The sequence below is a fragment of the Dechloromonas aromatica RCB genome, assembly GCF_000012425.1.
This window is the reverse complement of sequence record NC_007298.1, coordinates 694,517-717,500: the sequence shown is the minus strand read 5'-3', so window position 1 is coordinate 717,500 and position 22,984 is coordinate 694,517. Positions and strand designations below refer to the sequence as shown.

The window sequence follows — 22,984 nt, the reverse complement described above, 5'->3', positions numbered from 1 at the left end:
CTCATCCCCGTTCGCTCGCCACTACTTGGGGAATCTCGGTTGATTTCTTTTCCTCCGGCTACTTAGATGTTTCAGTTCACCGGGTTCGCCTCCCTGACCTATGTATTCAGTCAGGGATACTCATTGCTGAGTGGGTTTCCCCATTCGGATATCGGGGGATCAAAGCTTCATTGCCAGCTCCCCCCCGCTTTTCGCAGGCTTGCACGTCCTTCATCGCCTGTGATCGCCAAGGCATCCACCACATGCACTTAGTCGCTTGATCCTATAACCTTGTGTTCTCGTTAGAGAACGGCTACAGGCAAACTCATATTTGTGCTGTCTCATTCCGGCTAAGAAATAAGAACAGATGCAATCACAACGTGTTGCCAACGCCTCATCAGCGCTGCAACACAACCTTCTTCCATTTTGTTAAAGAGCGTAGCAATTGATTGCTCAAAAGCCAAAGATAAACACCACTGCTTATCTTTGGGTTTTGGTGGAGGATAACGGGATCGAACCGTTGACCCCCTGCTTGCAAAGCAGGTGCTCTCCCAGCTGAGCTAATCCCCCGTTTGGCGACGTGGTGGGTCTGGTTGGAATCGAACCAACGACCCCCGCCTTATCAAGACGGTGCTCTAACCGACTGAGCTACAGACCCTCGTCTGTTTGCTACTCATGAACAACCGATAAGTTGTGGGTGCCAGGATGCTTCTCTAGAAAGGAGGTGATCCAGCCGCAGGTTCCCCTACGGCTACCTTGTTACGACTTCACCCCAGTCACGAACCCCGCCGTGGTAAGCGCCCCCCTTGCGGTTAGGCTACCTACTTCTGGCGGAACCCGCTCCCATGGTGTGACGGGCGGTGTGTACAAGACCCGGGAACGTATTCACCGTGACATGCTGATCCACGATTACTAGCGATTCCGACTTCACGCAGGCGAGTTGCAGCCTACGATCCGGACTACGATCGGCTTTCTGGGATTAGCTCCCCCTCGCGGGTTGGCAACCCTTTGTACCGACCATTGTATGACGTGTGAAGCCCTACCCATAAGGGCCATGAGGACTTGACGTCATCCCCACCTTCCTCCGGTTTGTCACCGGCAGTCTCGTTAAAGTGCCCAACTAAATGATGGCAATTAACGACAAGGGTTGCGCTCGTTGCGGGACTTAACCCAACATCTCACGACACGAGCTGACGACAGCCATGCAGCACCTGTGTTCCGGCTCTCTTTCGAGCACACCCAAATCTCTAAGGGCTTCCGGACATGTCAAGGGTAGGTAAGGTTTTTCGCGTTGCATCGAATTAATCCACATCATCCACCGCTTGTGCGGGTCCCCGTCAATTCCTTTGAGTTTTAACCTTGCGGCCGTACTCCCCAGGCGGTCAACTTCACGCGTTAGCTCCGGTACTAAAAGGTTTTACCCTCCCAACACCTAGTTGACATCGTTTAGGGCGTGGACTACCAGGGTATCTAATCCTGTTTGCTACCCACGCTTTCGTGCATGAGCGTCAGTATTGGCCCAGGGGGCTGCCTTCGCCATCGGTGTTCCTCCACATCTCTACGCATTTCACTGCTACACGTGGAATTCCACCCCCCTCTGCCATACTCTAGCCTGCCAGTCATAAACGCAGTTCCCAGGTTGAGCCCGGGGATTTCACGCCTATCTTAACAAACCGCCTGCGCACGCTTTACGCCCAGTAATTCCGATTAACGCTCGCACCCTACGTATTACCGCGGCTGCTGGCACGTAGTTAGCCGGTGCTTCTTATTCCGGTACCGTCATCCACACAGGGTATTAACCCATGCGTTTTCTTCCCGGCTGAAAGAGCTTTACAACCCGAAGGCCTTCTTCACTCACGCGGCATGGCTGGATCAGGGTTGCCCCCATTGTCCAAAATTCCCCACTGCTGCCTCCCGTAGGAGTCTGGACCGTGTCTCAGTTCCAGTGTGGCGGATCATCCTCTCAGACCCGCTACAGATCGTCGCCTTGGTGAGCCTTTACCTCACCAACTAGCTAATCTGATATCGGCCGCTCAATCAGCGCAAGGTCTTGCGATCCCCTGCTTTCCTGCTCACAGAATATGCGGTATTAGCGTAACTTTCGCTACGTTATCCCCCACTGAAAGGTACGTTCCGATATATTACTCACCCGTTCGCCACTCGCCACCAGGATTGCTCCCGTGCTGCCGTTCGACTTGCATGTGTAAGGCATGCCGCCAGCGTTCAATCTGAGCCAGGATCAAACTCTTCAGTTTAATCCAACAAATAACTCGCATATTCACTGACGGTAGATTGCTCTACCTGAATGGATCTCTCCATCCTTACTTCAGTGCGTTTGCCTTAATACATTTTTGCAACCGTAGTTGCTGCATCAAGACACCCACACTTATCGGTTGTCCAATTTGTTAAAGATCAGTCGCCGCGCCGTTTCGTTAAATCCGTCAGCAGCAGAGAGGCGAGATTATGAAGCAAACCCCTTCTCCCGTCAAGCACTTCAGCAAAATTTCTTGCTTCGCCTGACTCTCCCACCCCGCCGAAAACCCCGGCGCTGCAGAAGAGGTGCGCATTATATAGAGACCAAATGGAGCGTCAACACAAATTTGAAAATATTTAAATTCAGCACCCAATCTCCAGAGCGGGTCAGTTAAGCAGCCCCCTGGTAAATTTCCGCCTTCCAAACTGAATAACCACCTCCTCTCCCGGCGCAAACGCGAGCGACTTGTCGGAGACCCTATCTCCATTGGCACGCACAGCGCCTTGGGCAAGCATACGCAAAGCCTCTGAAGTACTTGCCGCTAGGCCCGATTGCTTCAGGACATTAACCACCGACATTGCAATACCTTCGCTTTGGACAACCAACTTCGGCATGTCATCAGGCAAGCCCCCGCCGAAACCGTGCCTCAAATTCGGCTAAAGCCTCTTCGGCAGCTAGCCCGGAATGAAAACATCCGACCAATTCCTGCGCTAGGAGGACCTTTATATCGCGCAGATTACGCCCTTCATCAATATCCAGCCTGAAGCGGGCGATCTCGGAAGCACCCCGAAATGAAAGTAGATCGTAGTAGCGCCACATTCGAGAATCGGACACTGACATGACCTTGCCCAGACCTCAGGCACTCGACCAGCTCTGCCTCAATCAGCAACTCATCACACCCCACTTGATCAGCTTCAGGCTGCACTCAACATCTATCATTATCCATTCCTCAACCCACAAATGGCGCAAACTGCACCAAGTCGCTCATTCGATCAACGCGCGGCCTTTTAGCGCACTCGCCTTTCAGCACTAACTCGACGAACAAGATAGATGGGCGTAAAAAAAGCGGCTTTCGCCGCTTTTTTTACTAAAGAAAGAATTTTCTTAAGCAGAAAATGAGGAGCCACAACCACAGGTAGAGGTTGCATTCGGATTGCGAATCACGAATTGCGACCCCTCCAAGCCCTCTGTGTAGTCAATTTCCGCACCAACCAAATACTGATAGCTCATCGGATCAATCAGAAGAGTCACGCCATTTTTTTCCATGGTCGTATCGTCTTCATTAACCTCCTCATCGAAGGTAAAGCCATACTGAAAACCGGAACAACCGCCCCCGGTAACAAATACGCGCAATTTAAGCCCAGGATTTCCCTCTTCTTCAATCAACTCCTTGACCTTGCCAGCAGCATTGTCAGTAAAAACGAAGGGGACAGCCATTTCATTAACTGCATTCATGAGGACAACTCCAAATAATTTTGTGCGAGATTATGCGAGCCAGTTCGATCCCGGTCAATTGCATTAGGCCGACGCGGCCAGTTTTAGTTCCACCGACTTGCCAGCCGAATGAACCAAGCGCCCCTCAATCACCGCCCCCTGATGCATTTCGATGGAGGCATACTCTACGTCACCGACAATGCGTGATTTAGACTGCATCTCCAGCGTTTCCGTTACGTTGACAGGCCCAACGACCGTACCATTTGTTACAAGATGCGCGACAGCAACAGCCCCCTCAATACGCGCATGCTCACTGAGCACCAAGGTTGAAGATGAGGCGCCATCTGCCGCCTGAACACTCCCCTTCACTTCGCCGTCAATTCTCAAGCCACCGGTAAAATAAAGACTACCCTCAATGCGCGTACCGGCACCAATAAGGCTATCAATACGCCCCTGAGGTTTGCTCTCCATTTTTTTTCCGAACATGAGTCACTCCTAAAATTGGGCCAGTCTCTTCGACTTGAGTGTATCACCCTGCAGGACACGCGCCTCAACCGCCCGTAAAACCGCCCCCGCCGGCAACTCAAAAACACCTTCCCGGCGAAGAAAGTGCTTGATTTCCAACTGATACTCGGCGGAATTTTCTCGTCTTTCTGGCAAAACCAACTGCAAGACCCTGCCATTATCGGCATAGCTAATCGCTATTTGCAGGCGCCCCCGGAAATCAGGAGTTTGTCTGTCTGACTGAAAAGCAAGCAACAAACGATAGCGAAAACGGGTTTCCGACTCCTTGAAAACCCTGAAATTCTCAACGCGAACCGAAGCCCCCTCTCCCGCAGTCGGGATCAAGCGTTCAAACAGGAGGATATCTTCCTTGAGCGCTGCATTTTCCGCTTCCAACCCTTGAATCCTAGTCAGCAACTGCTGCTGCGCGGCACGCTCGATACTCGCCACACTTTGCCCCGTTCCGGCAGTTGAACGCAAAAGATTCAATTCCTCGCGCTGAGCCTGGAGCTGCTGACGAAAACTCTCAATCTCCACCCCCAAAATCCCCGTTTCTTTTTTCTGGGCCACCATCCAGCCAGCAACACCCAACAGAAGAGCCAGCAAGATCGCAGGCAGAACCAACCACTGCCAAGGAAAGTGGCTGCGCACAACAACCCGCGGCGCCGAAATCCCAAACCGGCGCCGAAAGCGTTTCAGTTTCAAGGCTGCAGCCGGGAGCGGCATAGCGCTGTCGTTACACCCATACAAAAATCAAGCCCATAGCCGGAATATCCTTACTCAAAAACCCTCGCGTCTCGATTTGATTCGGTTGAACTAAATTACCAACCATCAACCGGCTGCCCACCCACATACCTTACAGCACCTGAAACGCCAGCGGCTTGGCCCACCTTACCAAGGAAGGCGCATGATACCGCGCACGCAAAAAACAAAAAAGCCGCCAAAAGGCGGCTTTTTCTGCGCTCGAAGCGAATTAACGCTTGGAGAACTGCTTGCGACGACGGGCCTTGTGGAAACCGACCTTCTTACGCTCAACTTCACGTGCATCGCGAGTAACAAAACCTGCCTTGGAGAGCGCAGGCTTCAGAGCAGCATCGTATTCGATCAGGGCGCGAGTAATGCCATGACGAACGGCACCAGCCTGACCGGACTCACCACCACCGATGACATTGACCTTGATATCGAAGCCGTTCAGTTGCTCAACCAACGCCAGCGGCTGACGGACGATCATGCGGCCAGTTTCGCGAGAGAAGAACTGATCAACCGGCTTGCCATTTACAACGATGGCACCGGAACCACGCTTCATGAAAACACGGGCAACGGCGCTCTTGCGACGACCGGTACCGTAGAAATAACTTTCAGCCATGATGACCCCTTAAATTTCCAGAGCCTTCGGCTGCTGGGCAGTGTGCGGATGCTGCTCGCCGGCGTAGCACTTCAGCTTCTTCAGCATAGCGTAGCCCAGCGGACCCTTCGGCAGCATGCCCTTGACGGCAGTCTCTAGGGCACGCCCCGGGAAACGTTGCTGCATCTTCTTGAAGTTGGTTTCGTAGATACCGCCCGGATAACCAGAGTGGCGGAAGTACTTCTTATCTTCGGCCTTGTTACCGGTTACGGTGATTTTGTCCACATTGGTCACGACGACAAAGTCGCCGGTATCAATGTGCGGAGTATAGATAGCCTTGTGCTTGCCACGGAGGCGACGAGCAATTTCGGTGGCGAGGCGGCCGAGCACCTTGTCTGTGGCGTCTACCACAAACCACTCGCGCTTCACCTCATGTGGCTTGGCGGAAAACGTTTTCATATAAGTGTGCCGTCCTGAAAAAATTGGGCGCGGATTGGAGAAAGGCGCGGATTTTAGTCGACTATCAGAGCCGCTGTCAATGCCTTATCAAGCAATAGGAGAACTAGACAAAAAAAACGCGGCTCGCTGAGCCGCGTTAAATCCACACCAAAGGAGGAGGGTGGAGGAGACAAATCTGAACCGAAGAGCCCGTCACCACAAAGCCACCACAGTTCGTACGCTTCACATTTTGCACGAAGCAAACAGAGGACGCAAGAATTATTTGTGCGCCGCACAAATTACAAATCTATCTACAGATCGATTTTATTGATTCATTATTTAATATTGTTTTATAAGGTTTTTAAAGAGAAAATTGAACATGATTAAATATTATTTAAGTATAAAACCAAGGCCAAAAACGCCCCAAAACCCCACATCAATTGCTGCTGCGCAACATTAGATAACGAAGTCCAAAATCAAAACCATATCCGCTAAAATTCACGCCCCAGCAAGGAGATATCAATGGAATGTACGGTTAGATGGATGGGCAACGACGCCGGGATGTCGTTTGTTGCAGAGACAGGCAGCGGCCACGCCGTCGTGATGGATGGCGCACCGGAAGCAGGAGGACGCAATATCGGCCTCCGCCCGATGGAAATGGTACTAGCGGGCACAGGCGGCTGCTCGGCCTTTGACGTCGTTTTGATTCTCAAAAAAGGGCGGCAACAAGTAAGCGGCTGCGATGTGAGCCTAAAGGCCGAACGCGCAGAAAGCGACCCTAAGGTCTTTACCAGCATCCACTTTCATTACCGCGTCAAAGGAAAGCAGCTAAAGCCCGAGTCGGTTGCCCGCGCGATAGAACTCTCGAAAGACAAGTATTGCTCTGCATCAATCATGATCGGTAAAACCGCAGAGATCACTTACGACTTTGAGATTATCGAAGAAGCCTGAGCCTGACGCCTACATTTCCAGCCACAGATCAGAAACGGTAGGCAACCCCGGTCATGACCTTGGCCATGACTTTCATGGCGACCTTGGCCGGGGAAGGCAATTCCGCCGCCCCATACCGAACAGCGGTTTCGGCATGCTGTATTTCATCAAGCCTCATCTGATCGACGATAGCACGTGAACGGCTATCATCTTCAGGCAAGCTACGCAGATGACCATTCAGATGCGCCTCAACCTGTCGCTCTGTTTCCGCCAAGAAACCAAGGCTCCATTTATCCCCCAGCGCGCCAGCAACCAGCCCCAGCGACAAAGAACCAAGGTACCAGAGTGGATTCAAAAAGCTCTTGCGTCCGCCCAACTCGGAGATGCGCCGCTCTGTCCATGCCAAATGCTCAGTTTCTTCATCTGCAGCACTGCGCAAGGCATCGCGTATCGTGGGGTCCCTCGACGTCAGTGCCTGCCCTTGGTACAAAGCCTGGGCACAAATTTCACCGCAATGATTGACGCGCATCAGCCCGGCGACATGACTCCTCTGAGCAGCAGGCAATTCTGCGTCTGGTAACGCAGCCCCCGGAAGCGGCCGCATGCTGCGAGCCGGAGCCAGGATTGTACGCAACGCTCGGTCGAACTCGACAACCAACTGATCAGGAGACATTTTCACCAACGCTTGTTATCCGGGTGACCGCCCAGCATCAACGCGTTCCTAGCCTCCGCCGCATCGCGCACGATATTGCCAAAAGGGCAGAAGTAATCAATAAATAGGGCGGCATGATGTCGATTGGCGTAAGCGTCCTGAATACGAACCCATTCATTCTTGCGCGCCTTTGACCACGAGCCATCGAGTCGCCCAGAGGCGTATATACGCCGCTCCCGCGACTCGCAACGCATCCCCTCAAAGGTCACATTGCGACCACCTTCGGGTGACAAAACCAACAGGACGTAACGCACCACCCCATCGCCACCAACGCTCAACGTAGAAGCATCGATAAAAAAACGATTGCTGGTGGCAGCACTGACGTAAAAGGGGACAAGATTGCCCTCCTTTGGCGCAGCAGGGAGAGCAACCTCGATTTCCTGCCATTGCTTGGTTTCGTAATCATCTTCGAAATCCGCCCAAGCCAAAGAACAGGTAGCCAACAGAGAAGCCAGCGAAAGCACAAGACTACGAAACCAGCGCATGCCTACTCCTCGGAGCGAACACTGTCTACAACATCGGAAAAGGGCTCCTGCTCTTTTTTATGGCGCGGGCCCTTGCGATCAAAATCCAGAAAGCGCACGAGCTCATTGAGAGCCTGTTCGTAAACCAGTCTTTTGAACTCGATCACAGCATCTAGCGGCACCCAATAATCGTTCCAGCGCCAAGCATCAAACTCTGGCTTGTTGGTTGCACGCAGGTTGACGTCGCTATCACGCCCGACCAGTCGAAGCAGAAACCAGATTTGCTTCTGGCCTTTGTAGGAACCGCGCCATTCGCGCTTGATCCAGTGTGTCGGCACTTCATAACGCAACCAGCCCTTGGTTCGTCCGAGGATGCGCACATGCTCGGGCAGAAGCCCGACCTCTTCGTACAGCTCACGAAACATGGCTTCCTCGGGCGTTTCGCCGCGTTTGATGCCACCTTGTGGAAACTGCCAGGAATGCTCCCGTATGCGCTTACCCCAGAAAACCTCGTTCCTTCCGTTACAAAGTATGATGCCGACGTTCGGGCGATAGCCTTCACGATCGAGCATAAAAATCCTGCAAAATTAATAGTTACCCGGATTCTTTCACAAAGGGCGCCCACATGCAAAGAAGCCGGACCGTGTAAAATCAAGGTTTCGCAACGAATTCAAGAGCATCCCATGCGCACTTCGCAGTTCTTTTTTACAACACTCAAGGAAGCCCCGGCCGACGCCGAGGTTATCAGCCAGAAGATGATGCTGCGCGCCGGCTATATCAAGCGCGCCGCAGCCGGCATCTACACATGGATGCCACTTGGCCTGCGCGTGCTGCGCAAGGTAGAAAACATTGTCCGCGAAGAGATGAACAACGCGGGCGCACTGGAATTATTGATGCCAGCCGTACAACCGGCCGAACTGTGGCAAGAATCGGGGCGCTGGGAACAATATGGACCGGAATTGCTGCGTTTCAAGGATCGTCACCAGCGCGAATTCGTCATCGGCCCAACGCATGAAGAAGTCATCACTGATGTCGTTCGCCGTGACGTGAAGAGTTATCGCCAATTGCCGATCCACCTGTATCAAATCCAGACCAAATTCCGCGATGAAATCCGTCCCCGCTTCGGCGTCATGCGTGGTCGAGAGTTCCTGATGAAGGACGGCTACTCGTTCCACGCCTCGTTCGACGATCTGAAGCGCGAATATGGCAACATGTACGACACCTACAGTCGTATTTTCAGCCGTCTTGGCCTGAAATTCCGTGCGGTGGCCGCAGATACCGGTTCGATCGGCGGTACCGGTTCGCACGAATTCCATGTCCTGGCCGATTCCGGCGAGGATGACATCGCCTTTTGCCCGGACTCCGGCTATGCCGCCAACGTCGAACTGGCCGAAGCCATGGCCCCGAACGAGGCGCGTGCCGCCGCCTCCACGTTGATGGAAAAGACCCACACGCCGGGCAAGATGGCCTGCGCCGATGTCGCCAAATTCCTCGAACTGCCGCTGGACAGAATCGTCAAATCGATTGCGGTCATGAGCGAGAAGGAAGATGGCAGCCAGACCTTCGCACTGCTGCTGCTGCGTGGCGACCACGAACTGAACGAAATCAAGGCAAGCAAAATTGCCGCCATCAATCCTTTCCGCTTCGCCACCGAAGAAGAAGTGATCGAGCGCCTCGGCTGCAAGCCAGGATTCATTGGTCCGGTTGCGATCGACGCGACGAAGGTAGCCGTTTTTGCCGACCGTAGCGTGGCCAACATGAGCGATTTCGTCTGTGGCGCCAACGAGGCCGGCTATCACATGACGGGCGTCAATTTCGGCCGCGACCTGCCGGAACCGGAAGTCTTCGACATTCGCAACGTCGTCGCCGGCGACGCATCGCCGGACGGCCAGGGTAAGCTTGAAATCCTGCGTGGCATCGAAGTCGGTCACATTTTCCAATTGCGCCAAAAATATGCTGAAGCCTTGAACTGTGTCTATCTGGACGACAGCGGCAAGAGCCAGATCATGGAGATGGGCTGCTACGGCATTGGCGTTTCCCGCATCGTGGGCGCCGCTATCGAACAAGGTAACGACGACAAGGGCATCATCCTGCCGCCGGCCATTGCTCCGTTTGAAGTCTGTATCGTGCCAATGGGCTACCACAAGAGCGAAGCGGTCAAGGCAAGTGCCGACCAGCTTTATGCCGACCTGAAGAAGATCGGCGTCGATGTCGTGCTCGATGACCGCAACGAGCGCCCGGGCGTCATGTTCGCCGACATGGAACTGATCGGCATCCCGCATCGCGTGGTGATCGGCGAGCGTGGCCTGAAGGACGGGCTGTTCGAATACAAGAGCCGAATCGATGCCGAACCAACCATGGTTGCCCAAACCGACATCGTCACCCTGCTGCAAGGGAAGCTGTGCGCCGCCTGATCGCGGCCCTGCTTTTTTGTGGCGCGTCGGCGGCCCACGCCGGCGCGCAGAAGTACGAGGTACTGTCGGCCAGCGCGCAGGCCGCCCTGCACAAGGCAGTTTCGGACTCACGCCCGGCCGTCAGCTCGTTCAAGACGCCCATGGAGGCGGTCGACTGGCTGGCCGCCATGTCACCCCGTCTGGAAAAACGCATTCCGAACCGTGACTATCGTATCGACCTGCTGCGCAGCGTGCACTATGAGGCAACGCGGGCCGGCCTGGATCCACAACTGGTACTCGGGCTGATGCAGGTCGAATCCGGGTTCCGCAAGTACGCCGTCTCATCAGCCGGTGCCCGCGGTTACATGCAGGTCATGCCCTTCTGGGTCAAGATCATCGGCCGGCCGGACGACAACCTGTTCGACCTACGCACCAGCCTGCGCTATGGCTGCACCATCCTGCGCCACTATCTGGACATCGAAAAGGGGGACCTTTTCCGCGCCCTAGGCCGCTACAACGGCAGCCTGGGTAAGCCGGAGTATCCAAACATGGTTCGCGCCGCCTGGCAAAACCAGTGGGGCTACGAAAAAACGGCCCGCTTGGCGCAGGCCGCGCGCTAATCAGCGTCCCATACCGCCCATGCCGGGCATCATGCCCTTCATGCCGCGCATCAGCTTGCCAATACCGCCCTTGGAAAATTGCTTCATCATCTTCTGGGTCGTTTCGAACTGATTGAGCAGGCGGTTAACCTCCTGAACCTGCACCCCGGCCCCCATCGCAATACGACGCTTGCGGCTGGCCTTGATCAGCTCCGGCTTGGCGCGCTCGGCTGGCGTCATCGAATTGATGATGCCTTCAACCCGACCAATCATCTTATTCTCAGCCCCTGCGGGCAATTGCCCGGCCGCCTGGGCGATCTGAGCCGGCATCTTGTCCATCAATGCCGACAGCCCGCCCATATTGCGCATCTGGGCCATCTGTTCCTTAAAATCATTGAGGTCAAAGCCCTTGCCTGACTTCAACTTCTTGGCGAAGGCAACCGCCTTTTCCTCATCCAGCCCCTTGCGCGCCTCCTCGATTAGCGACAGCACATCGCCCATACCCAGGATACGGGACGCCATCCGCTCAGGATGAAAGGCCTCCAAGCCACTCAGCTTTTCGCCAACCCCGGCGAATTTGATTGGCTTGCCGGTGATGTGACGTACCGACAATGCAGCACCGCCGCGTGCATCACCATCCAGCTTAGTCAGCACGACACCGGTCAGAGGCAGCGCCTCGTTGAAGGCCTTGGCGGTATTCACCGCATCCTGGCCAAGCATCGCGTCGACCACAAATAGCGTTTCAATTGGATCAATCGCCGCATGCAGGCGCTTGATTTCTGCCATCATTTCTTCGTCGATGGCCAGTCGGCCCGCCGTGTCGACCAGCAATACGTCGTGGTAATGGCGCTTGGCCCAATCGATGGCGTCGGCGGCAATCGCTTCCGGCTTCTCACCAACAGCCGACGGGAAGAAATCAACCCCAGCCTGACCGGCAACCGATTTCAGCTGCTCGATAGCGGCTGGACGATAAACGTCACAGGAAACGACCAACACCTTCTTCTTGTGATTTTCCTTGAGGAACTTGGCCAGCTTACCGACTGTTGTTGTTTTGCCGGCGCCTTGCAAACCCGCCATCAGCACAATAGCCGGTGGCTGGGTATTGAAATTGATGCCTTCATGGGCATCACCCATGATCTTGGTCAGTTCGGCATGCACAACACCAATCAAGGCCTGCCCAGGGCTCAACGAACCGATCACTTCTTCACCGACCGCCTTTTCCTTGACGGCGGCAATAAAATCCTTGACCACCGGCAAGGCCACATCGGCCTCAAGCAGCGCCATACGCACTTCGCGCAAGGCATCGCCGATGTTGGTTTCAGTCAGGCGTGCTTCGCCCTTCAGCGTCTTCATGACGCGGGCAAGGCGGTTGGTCAGGTTATCGAGCATGTCGTTTGGGCTTCTAGTAGAATTCGAGAATGGTCGATATTGTAATTCAGCTTCTGCCGCACATTCTCGCTGCCCTGATTTACGGAGCCCTCGGCTTCCACTTCTGGAACACCCGCTGGCGTGAAAGCGAAAATCAGTGCGTTGCCTGCCCAATGCAAACCTGGGAGCGTCTACTTATTGCCGGCGCTCTCACCATCCACGCCGCCGGGCTCTACGATGCGCTGTTCGCCGAAGCCGGCATGCGCTTCTCGTTCAGCTTTGCGTTATCGCTGATGATGTGGCTGGCCGTACTAATCTACTGGCTGGAAAGTTTCATGGCACGCATGGAGGGCATGCAACCCATGGTTCTCCCCTTGGCGGCTGGCTGCACCGTGCTGCCGGTGATCTTTCCGAACGTTCATCTGGTTGCGCATGCCAGTGCCATCGGGTTCAAGCTGCACTTTCTTGCCGCCATGCTGGCCTACAGCCTGCTCACCCTGTCGGCCCTACACGCCATTTTCATGGGGTTCACCGAACGCTCGCTGCACAACCGCTCCCTGAAACGCAGCCTGGCCAGCCTGCCACCACTACTGATCATGGAATCACTGCTCTTCAAGATGCTGCTGGTCGGTTTTGTCCTGCTTACCTTGACGGTTGGCAGCGGCGTCTTTTTCTCTGAGGCGCTGTTCGGCAAGCCTCTGACCGTCGACCACAAAACACTGTTTGCCTTCGCCTCGTGGGGCATCTTTGCAACACTGCTGATTGGCCGCCACGCCTGGGGCTGGCGCGGCAAGCGCGCGCTGCGCTGGACCCTTGCCGGTTTTGCTTTGCTGATCCTGGCCTATGTCGGCAGCCGCTTCGTCGCCGAAGTCATTCTCGGTCGAGTATAAACAAGACCAATGACCGATTTGCCGCTATCTGTACTACTGGGAGCGCTTTTTGTCCTCCTGATTCTTTCCGGCATATTTTCGGGCTCCGAAACCGCGATGATGGCGGCCAACCGCTATCGCTTGCGTCACGCCGCCCAGAACGGCCATCGTGGCGCCAAGCTGGCGCTGGCGCTGCTGGGAAAAACCGACAAACTGCTCGGCCTCATCTTGCTCGGTAATACGCTGTTCAATGCTGCCGCCGCAACACTAACTGGTTACATTGCCTTGGCCCTGTTCGGCGAATCGAAATGGGCGCTGGAAATAGGCACTTTGTGCATTACCTTCGCCTTGCTGGTCGTCGCCGAAATATCGCCCAAGGTTATCTGCGCTACCCATGCTGACCGCCTGGCGCCCAGGCTCAGCTACATCCTGACCCCCTTGTTGCGCCTGGCCTACCCGATTATCTGGTTTGTTAATCTTTTCGTGACCGCTCTGCTAAAAGCCATTCGTCTTGCCCCCAATGGCATGCATGAAGAAACCAAGCTCTCCCCTGAAGAATTGCGCAGCTTGGTTCTGGAGTCAGCACACCTGATGCCAAAGAAACACCACACGATTCTTTCCAGCCTGTTTGAATTGAACAACATTACGGTCGAAGATGTCATGACCCCCCGCGGCAACATCGAGATTCTTGACCTCGATCTGCCGTGGGAAGAAGTAAGAAATCAATTGGCTACCAGCCACCACAGTCGCCTTCCCGCCTGCAGGGAGTCACTGGACCAGCTTATAGGCATCCTGCCGGTGCGGCGACTGTTGGCCAGCCTGGGCGACCCGGACTTCGACGAACCTGCCCTACTGCAGCAACTCCAACCCCCCTATTACATCCCAGCCGGCACTCCAGTATTCTCTCAACTCGCGTTCTTTCAGGAAAATCGCCAGCGCATTGGCTTTGTGGTGGACGAGTACGGCGAAATTCTCGGTCTGTTGACCATGGAAGACATCATCGAGGAATTCGTCGGCGACTTCACAACATCGCTTCCGGGGCTCGGCCATGAACTACATTGGACAGAAGCGGGCAATGCCATCGTTGAAGGCTCTCGCCCCTTGCGGGACATAAATCGCATGCTGGATCTGAACTTCCCGATCGACGGCCCCAAGACACTCAACGGCCTCATTCTGGAACACTTCCAAGACATCCCGGAGTCCGGCATCAGCATCAAACTGGCAGGTGTCCCCGTGGAAATTTTGCAGACCCAAGACCGAAGTGTCGTCACTGCACGTATCTTCCGCCCCGAAGCTGGCTGAGCAAAACCCGCCCCCAGCCTTTACAAACAATCGCCTACGTAGCATCATCAAGCGATCTAAACGGCATTTAACATCGATCAATGGCGGCAACCCCTCAAAATCCTCCACTTAGCGGCTTGGCGCGCGCGCTCGTCCAGGCCGGACATCTCAAGGAGGTAGAGGCGGAACAATTGCTGGCCCAGGCCCACAGCACCAAGACTTCGCTGATCGAACAGATCATTACAAGCCAGAAATCCAGTGCAATCGACATAGCGCGCTTTGTCGCCGATACCTTTGGCTATCCACTACTTGACCTCAACGCTTTCGATGAAGCCCACATTCCGTCGGATGCCATCGACCGTAAGCTGATTGCGACGCACAAGGTCATTCCACTCAACAAGCGCGGAAACCGTTTATCGGTAGCAATTGCTGACCCAACCAACCTTCGTGCGCTGGACGAAATTCGCTTCCAGACCGGTCTGGCTGTCGATCCGATTGTCGTCGAACACCCAAAACTGGCGCCGCTCGTCAACAAATATGCCGAGACAGCCGCCGAAGCGCTGAAAAACTTCACCAGCGAGGATCTCAACCTCGATTTTCTGGACGAAGAAACCTCCAGCAAAGCTGACGAAGCCGCAGGGCAGGAAATCGATGACGCACCGGTCGTCAAATTCATCCAAAAAATGCTGCTCGATGCCATCAATGATGGAGCATCGGACATCCATTTCGAACCATACGAAAAGTTTTATCGCATTCGCTTCCGCGTCGACGGCATCCTGCGCGAAGTAGCCACTCCACCGCTGGCCATCAAGGAAAAAATTGCCTCGCGCATCAAGGTCATTTCCCGGCTTAATATCGCCGAAAAGCGCGTCCCGCAGGACGGCCGGATGAAACTGGTGCTTTCGAAGACCCGTGCCATCGATTTCCGGGTCAGCACACTACCGACGCTTCAGGGCGAGAAAATCGTTATGCGTATTCTCGACCCAAGCTCAGCCACCTTGGGCATCGAGGCGCTAGGCTACGAGCCGGAGCAAAAAGCAGCAATAATGGACGCCATCAGCCGCCCCTATGGGATGGTACTGGTCACCGGACCGACAGGTTCTGGCAAAACCGTTTCGCTCTACACCTGCCTCAACATCCTGAATAAGGATGGCATCAACATTTCGACAGCGGAAGACCCGGCTGAAATCAATCTACCGGGTGTCAATCAAGTCAACGTCGACGACCGTGCTGGCCTGACCTTCCCTGTCGCACTAAAGGCATTCCTGCGCCAGGATCCGGACATCATCATGGTCGGCGAAATTCGTGACCTGGAGACCGCCGAGATTTCCATCAAGGCGGCACAAACGGGTCACCTGGTGCTCTCGACGCTGCACACCAACGATGCCCCGCAAACACTGACTCGACTGATGAACATGGGCGTCCCCATGTTCAATATCGCCTCCAGCGTGCTGTTGATCACCGCTCAGCGCTTGGCGCGACGGCTATGCAACTGCAAGAAACCGATGACCGTACCCGACCAGGCACTACTGGATGCAGGCTACTCGGAAGCCGATCTCGACGGTTCGTGGACGCTGTTTGGCCCAGGAGGATGTGAACGGTGCAAAGGGACCGGCTACAAGGGACGGGTCGGCATTTATCAGGTCATGCCCATTTCCGAAGCTATGCAACGCATGATCATGAGCGGCGCATCTGCACTGGACTTGGGCGCCCAAGCGAAAGCCGAAGGCGTGAAAAACCTCCGCGAATCCGGACTATTAAAAGTCAAACAAGGTGTGACCTCGCTTGACGAGGTGCTCAGCACCACCAACGCTTAACGAAAAGGAACTTGTATGGCTACCGCCGCAAGACGTAAGGCCTCGGCAGTCAAGGAAAGCACCTTCCTCTGGGAAGGCAAGAACAAGGATGGCAAGACCGTTCGCGGGGAGATGCGCGTCGCAAGCGAGTCGGTCGTCCAAACCACCCTGCGCCGGCAAGGGATCACCAATACAAAGGTAAAAAAAATCCGCTTCAAAAGTGGCGGGAAAATTACCGACAAAGATATCTCGCTGTTCACTCGACAATTGGCGACCATGATGAAATCAGGGGTGCCCTTACTGCAGTCATTCGACATCGTTGGCCGCGGGCACTCGAATCCGGCAGTCGGAAAACTGTTACTGGACATCAAGGCCGATGTTGAGACCGGGAGTTCACTATCCCAGGCCTTCCGCAAGTACCCACTGCAGTTCGACGCGCTCTACTGCAACCTGGTTTCCGCTGGAGAACAAGCTGGTATCCTCGATACCCTGCTCGACCGATTGGCCAGCTACAAGGAAAAGATCCTGGCAATCAAGAGCAAGATCAAGTCAGCACTGTTTTATCCTGTCGCTATTCTCGTAGTCGCCTTCATCATCACCGCGGTGATCATGATCTTTGTCATTCCTGCCTTCAAGGAAGTTTTCAAGGGCTTTGGCGCTGATCTCCCGGCTCCAACCCTGATCGTCATTGCCATTTCAGACTTTTTTGTCGCTTATTGGTGGGCCATTTTTGGGATCATCGGCGGAGGACTCTATGCCTTCCTCGAGAGTTGGAAGCGATCCGAGAAAGTACAGATGGCGATGGACCGCCTTCTTCTCCGCGTCCCCGTTTTCGGTGACATCGTGCGGAAATCAGTGATCGCCCGGTGGACCAGAACATTATCCACGATGTTTGCGGCAGGTGTCCCGCTTGTCGAATCTCTCGAATCCGTTGGTGGGGCAGCAGGCAATCATGTCTATAAAGTTGCCACCCGGCAGATCCAGAGTGAAGTTTCTTCCGGCACCAACCTGACCACCGCAATGCAGAATGTGAACCTTTTCCCTAACATGGTCACGCAGATGGTTGCTATTGGCGAAGAGTCTGGTGCACTGGATTCGATGCTCTCCAAGGTAGCCGACTTTTTCGAGGCAGAAGTTGACGATGCAGTCGAAGCGATGTCCAGCCTGATGGAACCAATCATCATGGTCGTGCTCGGCACCTTGATCGGCGGCATGGTCGTCGCCATGTACCTGCCCATCTTCAAACTGGGATCGGTGGTCTGATGCTTCCTGAAACGCAGGGCGGCCTGGCTGCCATAGCTGGGCTACTTGGTTTGTGCGTCGGTAGTTTCCTCAACGTCGTGATCCACCGACTACCCAAGATGATGGAGCGGGAGTGGCTCGGACAATGCGCGGAATTGCGGGGCGAAACCGCACCTGCCTCCCTTGAAGCATTGTCGTTGGCAAAACCACGCTCCCGCTGCCCTGACTGTGGCCACCAAATAACAGCACTGGAAAACATTCCGCTGCTAAGTTATCTATTTATCCTGAAGGGAAAATGCTCCGGGTGCGGATGCCGGATATCTCCGCGTTACCCGATCGTCGAGGCGATTACCGGACTACTGTCTGCTTACGTTGCCTGGCACTTTGGCCCGACTACGCAGACAATCGGCGCTCTGCTGCTGCTCTGGGCGCTGATCTCACTTTCTGCCATTGACCTGGACACCCAGCTCCTTCCTGACTCAATCACCCTGCCTTTGCTCTGGCTGGGACTACTCTTCAACCTCTGGAACACTTATACCGACCTCCCGTCGGCCGTCATCGGCGCCGTCGCCGGCTACCTAACCCTTTGGAGCGTCTTTTGGCTATTCAAGCTAGCCACGGGCAAGGAAGGCATGGGCTATGGCGACTTCAAGCTCCTTGCTGCACTGGGGGCATGGCTAGGCTGGCAAATGTTGCCGGCGATCATCCTGCTCTCGTCTGTTGTTGGTGCCGTTGTCGGTGTCACGCTGATCGTTGTCGCCCGTCACGGCCGCAACATTCCTATTCCTTTCGGCCCTTATCTGGCGGCAGCCGGAGGAATTGCCCTTTTCTGGGGCGCGCAGATCACGAACACTTACCTTGGCATGATCGCTTGAAATAACGCAAGTCGACCCAATATTGGGTATTCAGACTCTCGGTTATAATTCAAGGTTTTGGAGGACTCCCATGCCGATTTACGAATATCGCTGTGATTCCTGCGGCTTCCAGAAAGAGCATCTGCAAAAGATGAGTGATCCGCAGTTGACCACCTGCCCAGCATGCAACAAGGAAAGCTATAGCAAACAGCTTTCGGCCGCCGGCTTTCAGCTCAAGGGCAGCGGCTGGTATGCCACTGACTTCAAGGGAGGCAGCAAGCCGTCTACCCCGCCGGCCTGTCAAACCGGGGAAGGAAGCTGCTCGTCGTGCGTGGCCAACTGATCAAACGCTATTTCATTACCGGGCTCCTGATCTGGGTCCCGCTGGTTATTACCGGCTGGGTGCTGTCGCTCATCGTCAGCACGCTTGATCAATCCTTGCGCCTGCTTCCTGAAGGAATGCACCCGCAAAGTCTGGTCGGTTTCCCTATTCCTGGCGCCGGCGCAGTACTGACTTTGGCCATGATACTGTTTACAGGCCTGCTGGCCGCCAATTTTATCGGGCAGAAGCTGGTTGTCTGGTGGGAAAAGCTACTGGCCCGCATCCCCGTTGTCAACTCGGTCTATAACAGCGTCAAGCAAGTTTCCGATACGCTGTTCTCCCCCAATGGCAACGCCTTTCGCAAGGCCCTGCTCGTCCGCTACCCCCACCAGGGCAGCTGGACGATCGCCTTTCAGACTGGGCAGCCTGGCGGTGACATTGTCAATCACCTGGATGGCGACTATGTCAGCGTCTATGTCCCGACCACCCCCAATCCGACCTCAGGCTTCTTCCTGATGATGCCGGTCAAGGATGTGGTCGAACTCGACATGACGGTCGATGAAGCACTTAAATACATTATCTCGATGGGTGTCGTGGCGCCCCAGCCCCACCCTCGCGTCGTTACCAACACCTGAATCAACCGGAAAGTTTCATGCGTACCCATTATTGCGGACAACTCAATGCCGCCCTTGACGGGCAAATCGTTACCCTGTGCGGCTGGGCCCACCGTCGACGCGACCACGGCGGCGTCATCTTCATCGATTTGCGCGACCGCGAAGGCCTCGCCCAGGTGGTTTGCGACCCTGATCGCGCTGACACCTTCAAGATCGCCGAATCCGTCCGCAACGAGTTCTGCCTGAAGATTACCGGCAAGGTGCGCCCGCGCCCGGCAGGCACAACCAATGCCAACCTTGCTTCCGGCGAAATTGAAATTCTTTGCCACGAGATCGAAGTTCTGAACCCGTCCGTCACGCCGCCGTTCCAGCTGGATGAAGACAATCTCTCCGAGAACGTTCGCCTGTTGCACCGCGTCATCGACCTGCGTCGCCCACAGATGCAGAACAACCTGATGCTGCGCTACAAGACATCCCGTGCCTTCCGCCGTTTCTTGGACGACAACGGCTTTATCGACATCGAAACGCCGATGCTGACCAAGTCCACCCCGGAAGGTGCCCGCGACTATCTCGTGCCGTCACGTGTCCACCCCGGCCAGTTCTTTGCGCTGCCGCAGTCGCCGCAGCTCTTCAAGCAGCTGCTGATGGTCGCTGGCTACGACCGCTATTACCAGATCGTCAAGTGCTTCCGCGACGAAGACCTGCGCGCTGACCGTCAGCCGGAATTTACCCAGGTCGATATCGAAACCTCGTTCATGAGCGAGGCCGAGATCATGGCGCTGACTGAAAAGTTGATCCGCACCGTCTTCAAGGAAGCCATCGACGTCGATCTGCCGGATTTCCCGCGCATGACCTACGCCGAAGCCATGCACCGCTTCGGCTCCGACAAGCCGGACCTGCGTGTAACGCTGGAACTGACTGAAGTCACCGATGCCTTCAAAGACGTCGCCTTCAAGGTCTTCGCCGGCGTTGCCAACAGCGAAGGCGGCCGCATCGCCGCCATGCGCATCCCGGGCGGCGCCACGCTGACCCGTGGCGAAATCGATGCCTACACTCAGTTCGTCGGTATCTACGGCGCCAAGGGCCTGGCCTACATCAAGGTCAACGACGCGAGCCAGATCAACGAAACCGGCCTGCAGTCACCGATCGTCAAGAACCTCTCGGAAGCCTCACTGAAGGCCGTCATCGAGCGCACTGGCGCCCAGTCCGGCGACCTGATTTTCTTCGGCGCCGACAAGGCCAAGATCGTCAACGATGCCCTCGGCGCGTTGCGCATCAAGATCGGCCACGAAAAGGGCTTCGTCACCGGCGCCAAGTGGGCTCCGCTGTGGGTCATCGACTTCCCGATGTTCGAGTATGACGACGAATCCAAGCGCTGGACCGCCTGCCACCACCCGTTCACCAGCCCCAAGGACGAGCATCTCGACCTGCTGGTCAGCGATCCGGGCAAGTGCCTGGCCAAGGCCTACGACCTGGCGCTGAACGGTTGGGAACTGGGCGGCGGCTCGGTACGTATTCACCGTTCCGACGTGCAGGAGAAGGTCTTCTCAGCCCTCAACATCGGTCCGGAAGAACAGCAGGCCAAGTTCGGCTTCCTGCTTGACGCCCTGAAGTACGGCGCCCCGCCGCACGGCGGCCTGGCTTTCGGCCTCGATCGCATCGTCACGATGATGACCGGCGCCGAGTCGATCCGCGACGTGATTGCCTTCCCGAAGACCCAGCGCGCCCAGTGCCTGCTGACCGACGCACCGAGCGGTGTCGACGAGAAGCAACTGCGGGAACTGCACATCCGCCTGCGCCAGAAGGTTGAAACTCAAGTTGAAGTCGGCCAGCCCTAAGCAAGCATGCTGATCTTTCTGCGCTTCCTGGTCGTTGCCTGGTTGGCGATCGGAAGCGCATTTGCTTTTAGCTTTGACCGTAGCGCCTCTGCCGATAGCGTGGCAAGCTCGGACTTGCCAAGTGAGGCCCGACAAACGCTGGTTTTGATCAAGGAAGGCGGACCATTCCCCTACGAGCGCGACGGCATTACATTCGGTAATTTCGAAAAACGTCTGCCGCTCCACCCTCGGGGATACTACCGGGAATACACCGTCAAAACGCCATGGCGTCAGGACCGCGGTCCACGTCGCATCATCTCCGGACAAGGTGGCGAGTATTACTATACCGACGATCACTACCGCAGTTTCCGGCGGATCAAGGACTAGGCGCCTCGCGATGAACGAAATCATGCTCAAGAATGCCGGCGCTTCGGGCGTCTATTACCTGAGTCCCCCCCGCCAGTCCGCAATCAAAGCAGCTGCCTCCCGCGCGCGCTTTTGCGTCCTTGCCGCCAGCATTTCCAAGGCATCGTCTACCGAAGACGTCCTGGCCGAACTTGGGTCTGCATTCAAGTTCCCAACTTGGTACGGCACAAATTTTGATGCCCTTTGCGATTGCCTGACCGACCCGGACTGGCAACCCGCAAAAGGACATGTACTCCTGATTAACGGATTAGCCAATCTGCGCGCCGCCCACCCTGATGATTTTGCGACGCTGATCGCAGTTCTACAGGCGGCGGCGGAAATTCGTCGCGACTCGCACAGCCCCTTCTGGATACTCATTGACACCCCGGCGCGCGACATTCCTGTGCTTGCCGAGGCATGACCGGGACCAAGCAGCCGGTCTCGGTTCTGGTTGTAATCCACACGCCGGCACTCGACATACTCGTCCTCGAAAGAGCTGCCCATCCCGGGTTCTGGCAATCAGTGACCGGTAGCCGGGAAGAAAACGAGCAACTGATTGACACTGCCCGTCGCGAAGTCCTTGAGGAAACGGGGATCGAGGCAACCAGAGAGTCTTTCGTCGACTGGTCGATGACCAACACCTACGAGATATTCAGCGAGTGGCGGCACCGCTACGCACCTGGCATCACTCATAACACCGAACACGTCTTTAGCCTGCAGGTGCCGCAACGAATCGACATTACCACCGCCCCGGATGAGCACCGAAGCTGGCGATGGCTTCCCAGGCAGCAAGCCGCCGACCTGTGCTTCTCATGGAGCAATCGGGACGCCATCCTGATGCTGCAGCAGCGACTCGATTCGAGGACTTGAAACCCCAAAAAAGCCTCCTATATTGGTATCAGGAAAGTTTGATCAACCAAGGAGGCAAGCATGGCAAACATCACTCGACTCGATCCATTCGACGATCTTTTCCGCGGCTTTTTCGTTCGCCCTGTTGATTTCAATAGCGCGCAAGCTCAGTCGCCATCGATCAAGATGGATGTGAAGGAGGAAGGCGACAGCTATTTGGTACACGCCGAACTGCCGGGTGTCAAAAAGGAGGATATTCACGTTGTCGTCGATGGCAACCAGGTATCCATCAGCGCCGAAACCAAGCAGGAAAAGGAAGTCAAGGAAGGGGATCGCGTCCTTCGCTCCGAACGCTATTTCGGCAAGGTATCACGCTCCTTCCTGCTTGAGCAGGATCTCGACGACACTAAGGCAACTGCCAAATTCAACGACGGGGTCCTTGAACTGACACTGCCGAAACGTACCGCCAGTCCGAACAAAAAACTGAATATCGAGTAAGCCAAGCGATTCCAAGC

The 22,984-nt window shown here is 55.5% G+C and carries 26 protein-coding genes, 2 tRNA genes and 2 rRNA genes (1 of these 30 only partly in view); 15 read left to right on the top strand and 15 right to left on the bottom strand.

Going from position 1 to position 22,984, the window contains the following annotated elements; translation table 11 throughout:
* The 11 genes from DARO_RS03395 to rplM form a co-directional block, all read right to left on the bottom strand.
* Positions 1-262 (bottom strand): 23S ribosomal RNA (locus tag DARO_RS03395) (it extends 2,620 nt beyond the left edge of the window).
* Between the two features lie 211 nt (positions 263-473).
* Positions 474-549: transfer RNA gene (locus tag DARO_RS03390), tRNA-Ala, on the bottom strand.
* 11 nt (positions 550-560) lie between these two features.
* Positions 561-637, bottom strand: a tRNA-Ile gene (locus tag DARO_RS03385).
* Positions 638-696: 59 nt separating this feature from the next.
* Positions 697-2,234, bottom strand: a 16S ribosomal RNA gene (locus tag DARO_RS03380).
* The 16S and 23S rRNA genes sit together here with 2 tRNA genes alongside, the layout of an rRNA operon.
* Before the next feature lie 385 nt (positions 2,235-2,619).
* Entirely contained in the window at positions 2,620-2,811 is a 192-nt protein-coding gene (locus tag DARO_RS23225; RefSeq protein ID WP_497463058.1) for a S4 domain-containing protein, read from the bottom strand.
* Between the two features lie 40 nt (positions 2,812-2,851).
* Positions 2,852-3,052 (bottom strand): hypothetical protein, encoded by a 201-nt coding sequence (locus tag DARO_RS23220; protein WP_049758454.1) that lies wholly within the window; start codon positions 3,050-3,052, stop codon positions 2,852-2,854.
* Positions 3,053-3,337: 285 nt separating this feature from the next.
* The gene (erpA, locus tag DARO_RS03370) at positions 3,338-3,688 is read right to left on the bottom strand and encodes an iron-sulfur cluster insertion protein ErpA (RefSeq protein ID WP_011286419.1); all 351 of its coding nucleotides are present in this window, start codon (positions 3,686-3,688) and stop codon (positions 3,338-3,340) included.
* 63 nt (positions 3,689-3,751) lie between these two features.
* Entirely contained in the window at positions 3,752-4,153 is a 402-nt protein-coding gene (locus DARO_RS03365; protein WP_011286418.1) for a bactofilin family protein, read from the bottom strand.
* A gap of 9 nt (positions 4,154-4,162) precedes the next feature.
* Complete coding sequence (locus DARO_RS03360; protein ID WP_157037131.1) at positions 4,163-4,876, bottom strand: DUF6776 family protein; 714 nt, start codon at positions 4,874-4,876, stop codon at positions 4,163-4,165.
* Positions 4,877-5,144: 268 nt separating this feature from the next.
* Positions 5,145-5,537, bottom strand: coding sequence for a 30S ribosomal protein S9 (gene rpsI / locus DARO_RS03355; protein ID WP_011286416.1), 393 nt, complete (start codon positions 5,535-5,537; stop codon positions 5,145-5,147).
* Positions 5,538-5,546: 9 nt separating this feature from the next.
* The gene (gene rplM, locus DARO_RS03350) at positions 5,547-5,975 is read right to left on the bottom strand and encodes a 50S ribosomal protein L13 (protein ID WP_011286415.1); all 429 of its coding nucleotides are present in this window, start codon (positions 5,973-5,975) and stop codon (positions 5,547-5,549) included.
* A 501-nt stretch (positions 5,976-6,476) separates the two neighbouring features.
* Between rplM and DARO_RS03345 the strand changes: the two genes are divergently transcribed.
* Entirely contained in the window at positions 6,477-6,905 is a 429-nt protein-coding gene (locus tag DARO_RS03345; protein WP_011286414.1) for an OsmC family protein, read from the top strand.
* A 28-nt stretch (positions 6,906-6,933) separates the two neighbouring features.
* Here the strand turns inward: DARO_RS03345 and coq7 are convergent, their stop codons facing one another.
* The 3 genes from coq7 to DARO_RS03330 are packed head-to-tail and all read right to left on the bottom strand — an operon-like array spanning position 6,934 to position 8,632.
* The gene (coq7, locus tag DARO_RS03340; protein ID WP_011286413.1) at positions 6,934-7,557 is read right to left on the bottom strand and encodes a 2-polyprenyl-3-methyl-6-methoxy-1,4-benzoquinone monooxygenase; all 624 of its coding nucleotides are present in this window, start codon (positions 7,555-7,557) and stop codon (positions 6,934-6,936) included.
* Between the two features lie 2 nt (positions 7,558-7,559).
* The gene (locus DARO_RS03335) at positions 7,560-8,081 is read right to left on the bottom strand and encodes a CNP1-like family protein (protein WP_011286412.1); all 522 of its coding nucleotides are present in this window, start codon (positions 8,079-8,081) and stop codon (positions 7,560-7,562) included.
* A 2-nt stretch (positions 8,082-8,083) separates the two neighbouring features.
* Positions 8,084-8,632: an RNA pyrophosphohydrolase gene (locus tag DARO_RS03330; RefSeq protein WP_011286411.1), complete on the bottom strand. Its 549-nt coding sequence runs from the start codon at positions 8,630-8,632 to the stop codon at positions 8,084-8,086.
* Positions 8,633-8,743: 111 nt separating this feature from the next.
* Here DARO_RS03330 and DARO_RS03325 point away from each other — a divergent pair, with 111 nt between their 5' ends.
* Both DARO_RS03325 and DARO_RS03320 read left to right on the top strand, forming a co-directional pair.
* On the top strand, positions 8,744-10,474 hold the full coding sequence (locus DARO_RS03325) for a proline--tRNA ligase (protein WP_011286410.1): 1,731 nt from the start codon (positions 8,744-8,746) through the stop codon (positions 10,472-10,474).
* Positions 10,462-11,073 (top strand): lytic transglycosylase domain-containing protein, encoded by a 612-nt coding sequence (locus DARO_RS03320; RefSeq protein ID WP_011286409.1) that lies wholly within the window; start codon positions 10,462-10,464, stop codon positions 11,071-11,073. Before DARO_RS03325 ends, DARO_RS03320 begins: the two co-directional genes overlap by 13 nt.
* On the opposite strand, the gene ffh is transcribed toward DARO_RS03320, so the two are convergent.
* Positions 11,074-12,441, bottom strand: coding sequence for a signal recognition particle protein (gene ffh, locus DARO_RS03315; protein ID WP_011286408.1), 1,368 nt, complete (start codon positions 12,439-12,441; stop codon positions 11,074-11,076). It abuts the gene before it with no gap.
* Between the two features lie 29 nt (positions 12,442-12,470).
* On the opposite strand from ffh, the gene DARO_RS03310 reads away from it, so the two are divergent.
* The 12 genes from DARO_RS03310 to DARO_RS03255 all read left to right on the top strand — a co-directional run bounded on the left by DARO_RS03310 (position 12,471) and on the right by DARO_RS03255 (position 22,967).
* Complete coding sequence (locus DARO_RS03310; RefSeq protein WP_011286407.1) at positions 12,471-13,310, top strand: cytochrome c biogenesis protein CcsA; 840 nt, start codon at positions 12,471-12,473, stop codon at positions 13,308-13,310.
* A gap of 9 nt (positions 13,311-13,319) precedes the next feature.
* Positions 13,320-14,591, top strand: a complete 1,272-nt coding sequence (locus tag DARO_RS03305) for an HlyC/CorC family transporter (protein WP_011286406.1) — start codon at positions 13,320-13,322, stop codon at positions 14,589-14,591.
* Between the two features lie 80 nt (positions 14,592-14,671).
* Positions 14,672-16,387 (top strand): type IV-A pilus assembly ATPase PilB, encoded by a 1,716-nt coding sequence (gene pilB, locus DARO_RS03300; protein WP_011286405.1) that lies wholly within the window; start codon positions 14,672-14,674, stop codon positions 16,385-16,387.
* A gap of 15 nt (positions 16,388-16,402) precedes the next feature.
* Positions 16,403-17,629, top strand: a complete 1,227-nt coding sequence (locus DARO_RS03295) for a type II secretion system F family protein (RefSeq protein ID WP_011286404.1) — start codon at positions 16,403-16,405, stop codon at positions 17,627-17,629.
* Positions 17,629-18,483, top strand: a complete 855-nt coding sequence (locus tag DARO_RS03290; RefSeq protein WP_011286403.1) for a prepilin peptidase — start codon at positions 17,629-17,631, stop codon at positions 18,481-18,483. Before DARO_RS03295 ends, DARO_RS03290 begins: the two co-directional genes overlap by 1 nt.
* Positions 18,484-18,553: 70 nt before the next feature.
* A complete protein-coding gene (locus tag DARO_RS03285) occupies positions 18,554-18,805 on the top strand; it encodes an FmdB family zinc ribbon protein (protein ID WP_011286402.1) in 252 nt (83 codons plus the stop codon).
* The gene (locus DARO_RS03280) at positions 18,805-19,419 is read left to right on the top strand and encodes a DUF502 domain-containing protein (RefSeq protein ID WP_041224694.1); all 615 of its coding nucleotides are present in this window, start codon (positions 18,805-18,807) and stop codon (positions 19,417-19,419) included. Before DARO_RS03285 ends, DARO_RS03280 begins: the two co-directional genes overlap by 1 nt.
* Positions 19,420-19,436: 17 nt before the next feature.
* Positions 19,437-21,236 (top strand): aspartate--tRNA ligase, encoded by a 1,800-nt coding sequence (aspS, locus tag DARO_RS03275; protein ID WP_011286400.1) that lies wholly within the window; start codon positions 19,437-19,439, stop codon positions 21,234-21,236.
* Positions 21,237-21,242: 6 nt separating this feature from the next.
* Entirely contained in the window at positions 21,243-21,602 is a 360-nt protein-coding gene (locus DARO_RS03270; protein WP_011286399.1) for a ribonuclease domain-containing protein, read from the top strand.
* A gap of 10 nt (positions 21,603-21,612) precedes the next feature.
* Positions 21,613-22,041: a barstar family protein gene (locus DARO_RS21510; RefSeq protein WP_011286398.1), complete on the top strand. Its 429-nt coding sequence runs from the start codon at positions 21,613-21,615 to the stop codon at positions 22,039-22,041.
* Positions 22,038-22,490, top strand: a complete 453-nt coding sequence (nudB, locus tag DARO_RS03260) for a dihydroneopterin triphosphate diphosphatase (protein WP_011286397.1) — start codon at positions 22,038-22,040, stop codon at positions 22,488-22,490. Before DARO_RS21510 ends, nudB begins: the two co-directional genes overlap by 4 nt.
* Positions 22,491-22,550: 60 nt before the next feature.
* On the top strand, positions 22,551-22,967 hold the full coding sequence (locus DARO_RS03255; protein ID WP_011286396.1) for an Hsp20/alpha crystallin family protein: 417 nt from the start codon (positions 22,551-22,553) through the stop codon (positions 22,965-22,967).
* Positions 22,968-22,984 lie beyond the last annotated feature (17 nt).

What these genes read in the sequence shown, in the direction of transcription:
- aspS (WP_011286400.1), top strand. Translation starts at nt 19,437, where the DNA reads ATGCGTACCCATTATTGCGGACAACTCAATGCCGCCCTTGACGGGCAA.
- pilB (WP_011286405.1), top strand. Translation starts at nt 14,672, where the DNA reads ATGGCGGCAACCCCTCAAAATCCTCCACTTAGCGGCTTGGCGCGCGCG.
- DARO_RS03255 (WP_011286396.1), top strand. Translation starts at nt 22,551, where the DNA reads ATGGCAAACATCACTCGACTCGATCCATTCGACGATCTTTTCCGCGGC.
- erpA (WP_011286419.1), bottom strand. Translation starts at nt 3,688, where the DNA reads ATGAATGCAGTTAATGAAATGGCTGTCCCCTTCGTTTTTACTGACAAT.
- DARO_RS03285 (WP_011286402.1), top strand. Translation starts at nt 18,554, where the DNA reads ATGCCGATTTACGAATATCGCTGTGATTCCTGCGGCTTCCAGAAAGAG.
- DARO_RS21510 (WP_011286398.1), top strand. Translation starts at nt 21,613, where the DNA reads ATGAACGAAATCATGCTCAAGAATGCCGGCGCTTCGGGCGTCTATTAC.
- rplM (WP_011286415.1), bottom strand. Translation starts at nt 5,975, where the DNA reads ATGAAAACGTTTTCCGCCAAGCCACATGAGGTGAAGCGCGAGTGGTTT.
- DARO_RS03345 (WP_011286414.1), top strand. Translation starts at nt 6,477, where the DNA reads ATGGAATGTACGGTTAGATGGATGGGCAACGACGCCGGGATGTCGTTT.
- DARO_RS03335 (WP_011286412.1), bottom strand. Translation starts at nt 8,081, where the DNA reads ATGCGCTGGTTTCGTAGTCTTGTGCTTTCGCTGGCTTCTCTGTTGGCT.
- coq7 (WP_011286413.1), bottom strand. Translation starts at nt 7,557, where the DNA reads ATGTCTCCTGATCAGTTGGTTGTCGAGTTCGACCGAGCGTTGCGTACA.
- DARO_RS23220 (WP_049758454.1), bottom strand. Translation starts at nt 3,052, where the DNA reads ATGTGGCGCTACTACGATCTACTTTCATTTCGGGGTGCTTCCGAGATC.
- DARO_RS03330 (WP_011286411.1), bottom strand. Translation starts at nt 8,632, where the DNA reads ATGCTCGATCGTGAAGGCTATCGCCCGAACGTCGGCATCATACTTTGT.
- ffh (WP_011286408.1), bottom strand. Translation starts at nt 12,441, where the DNA reads ATGCTCGATAACCTGACCAACCGCCTTGCCCGCGTCATGAAGACGCTG.
- rpsI (WP_011286416.1), bottom strand. Translation starts at nt 5,537, where the DNA reads ATGGCTGAAAGTTATTTCTACGGTACCGGTCGTCGCAAGAGCGCCGTT.
- nudB (WP_011286397.1), top strand. Translation starts at nt 22,038, where the DNA reads ATGACCGGGACCAAGCAGCCGGTCTCGGTTCTGGTTGTAATCCACACG.
- DARO_RS03290 (WP_011286403.1), top strand. Translation starts at nt 17,629, where the DNA reads ATGCTTCCTGAAACGCAGGGCGGCCTGGCTGCCATAGCTGGGCTACTT.
- DARO_RS03305 (WP_011286406.1), top strand. Translation starts at nt 13,320, where the DNA reads ATGACCGATTTGCCGCTATCTGTACTACTGGGAGCGCTTTTTGTCCTC.
- DARO_RS03365 (WP_011286418.1), bottom strand. Translation starts at nt 4,153, where the DNA reads ATGTTCGGAAAAAAAATGGAGAGCAAACCTCAGGGGCGTATTGATAGC.
- DARO_RS03270 (WP_011286399.1), top strand. Translation starts at nt 21,243, where the DNA reads ATGCTGATCTTTCTGCGCTTCCTGGTCGTTGCCTGGTTGGCGATCGGA.
- DARO_RS03310 (WP_011286407.1), top strand. Translation starts at nt 12,471, where the DNA reads ATGGTCGATATTGTAATTCAGCTTCTGCCGCACATTCTCGCTGCCCTG.
- DARO_RS03325 (WP_011286410.1), top strand. Translation starts at nt 8,744, where the DNA reads ATGCGCACTTCGCAGTTCTTTTTTACAACACTCAAGGAAGCCCCGGCC.
- DARO_RS03295 (WP_011286404.1), top strand. Translation starts at nt 16,403, where the DNA reads ATGGCTACCGCCGCAAGACGTAAGGCCTCGGCAGTCAAGGAAAGCACC.
- DARO_RS23225 (WP_497463058.1), bottom strand. Translation starts at nt 2,811, where the DNA reads ATGTCGGTGGTTAATGTCCTGAAGCAATCGGGCCTAGCGGCAAGTACT.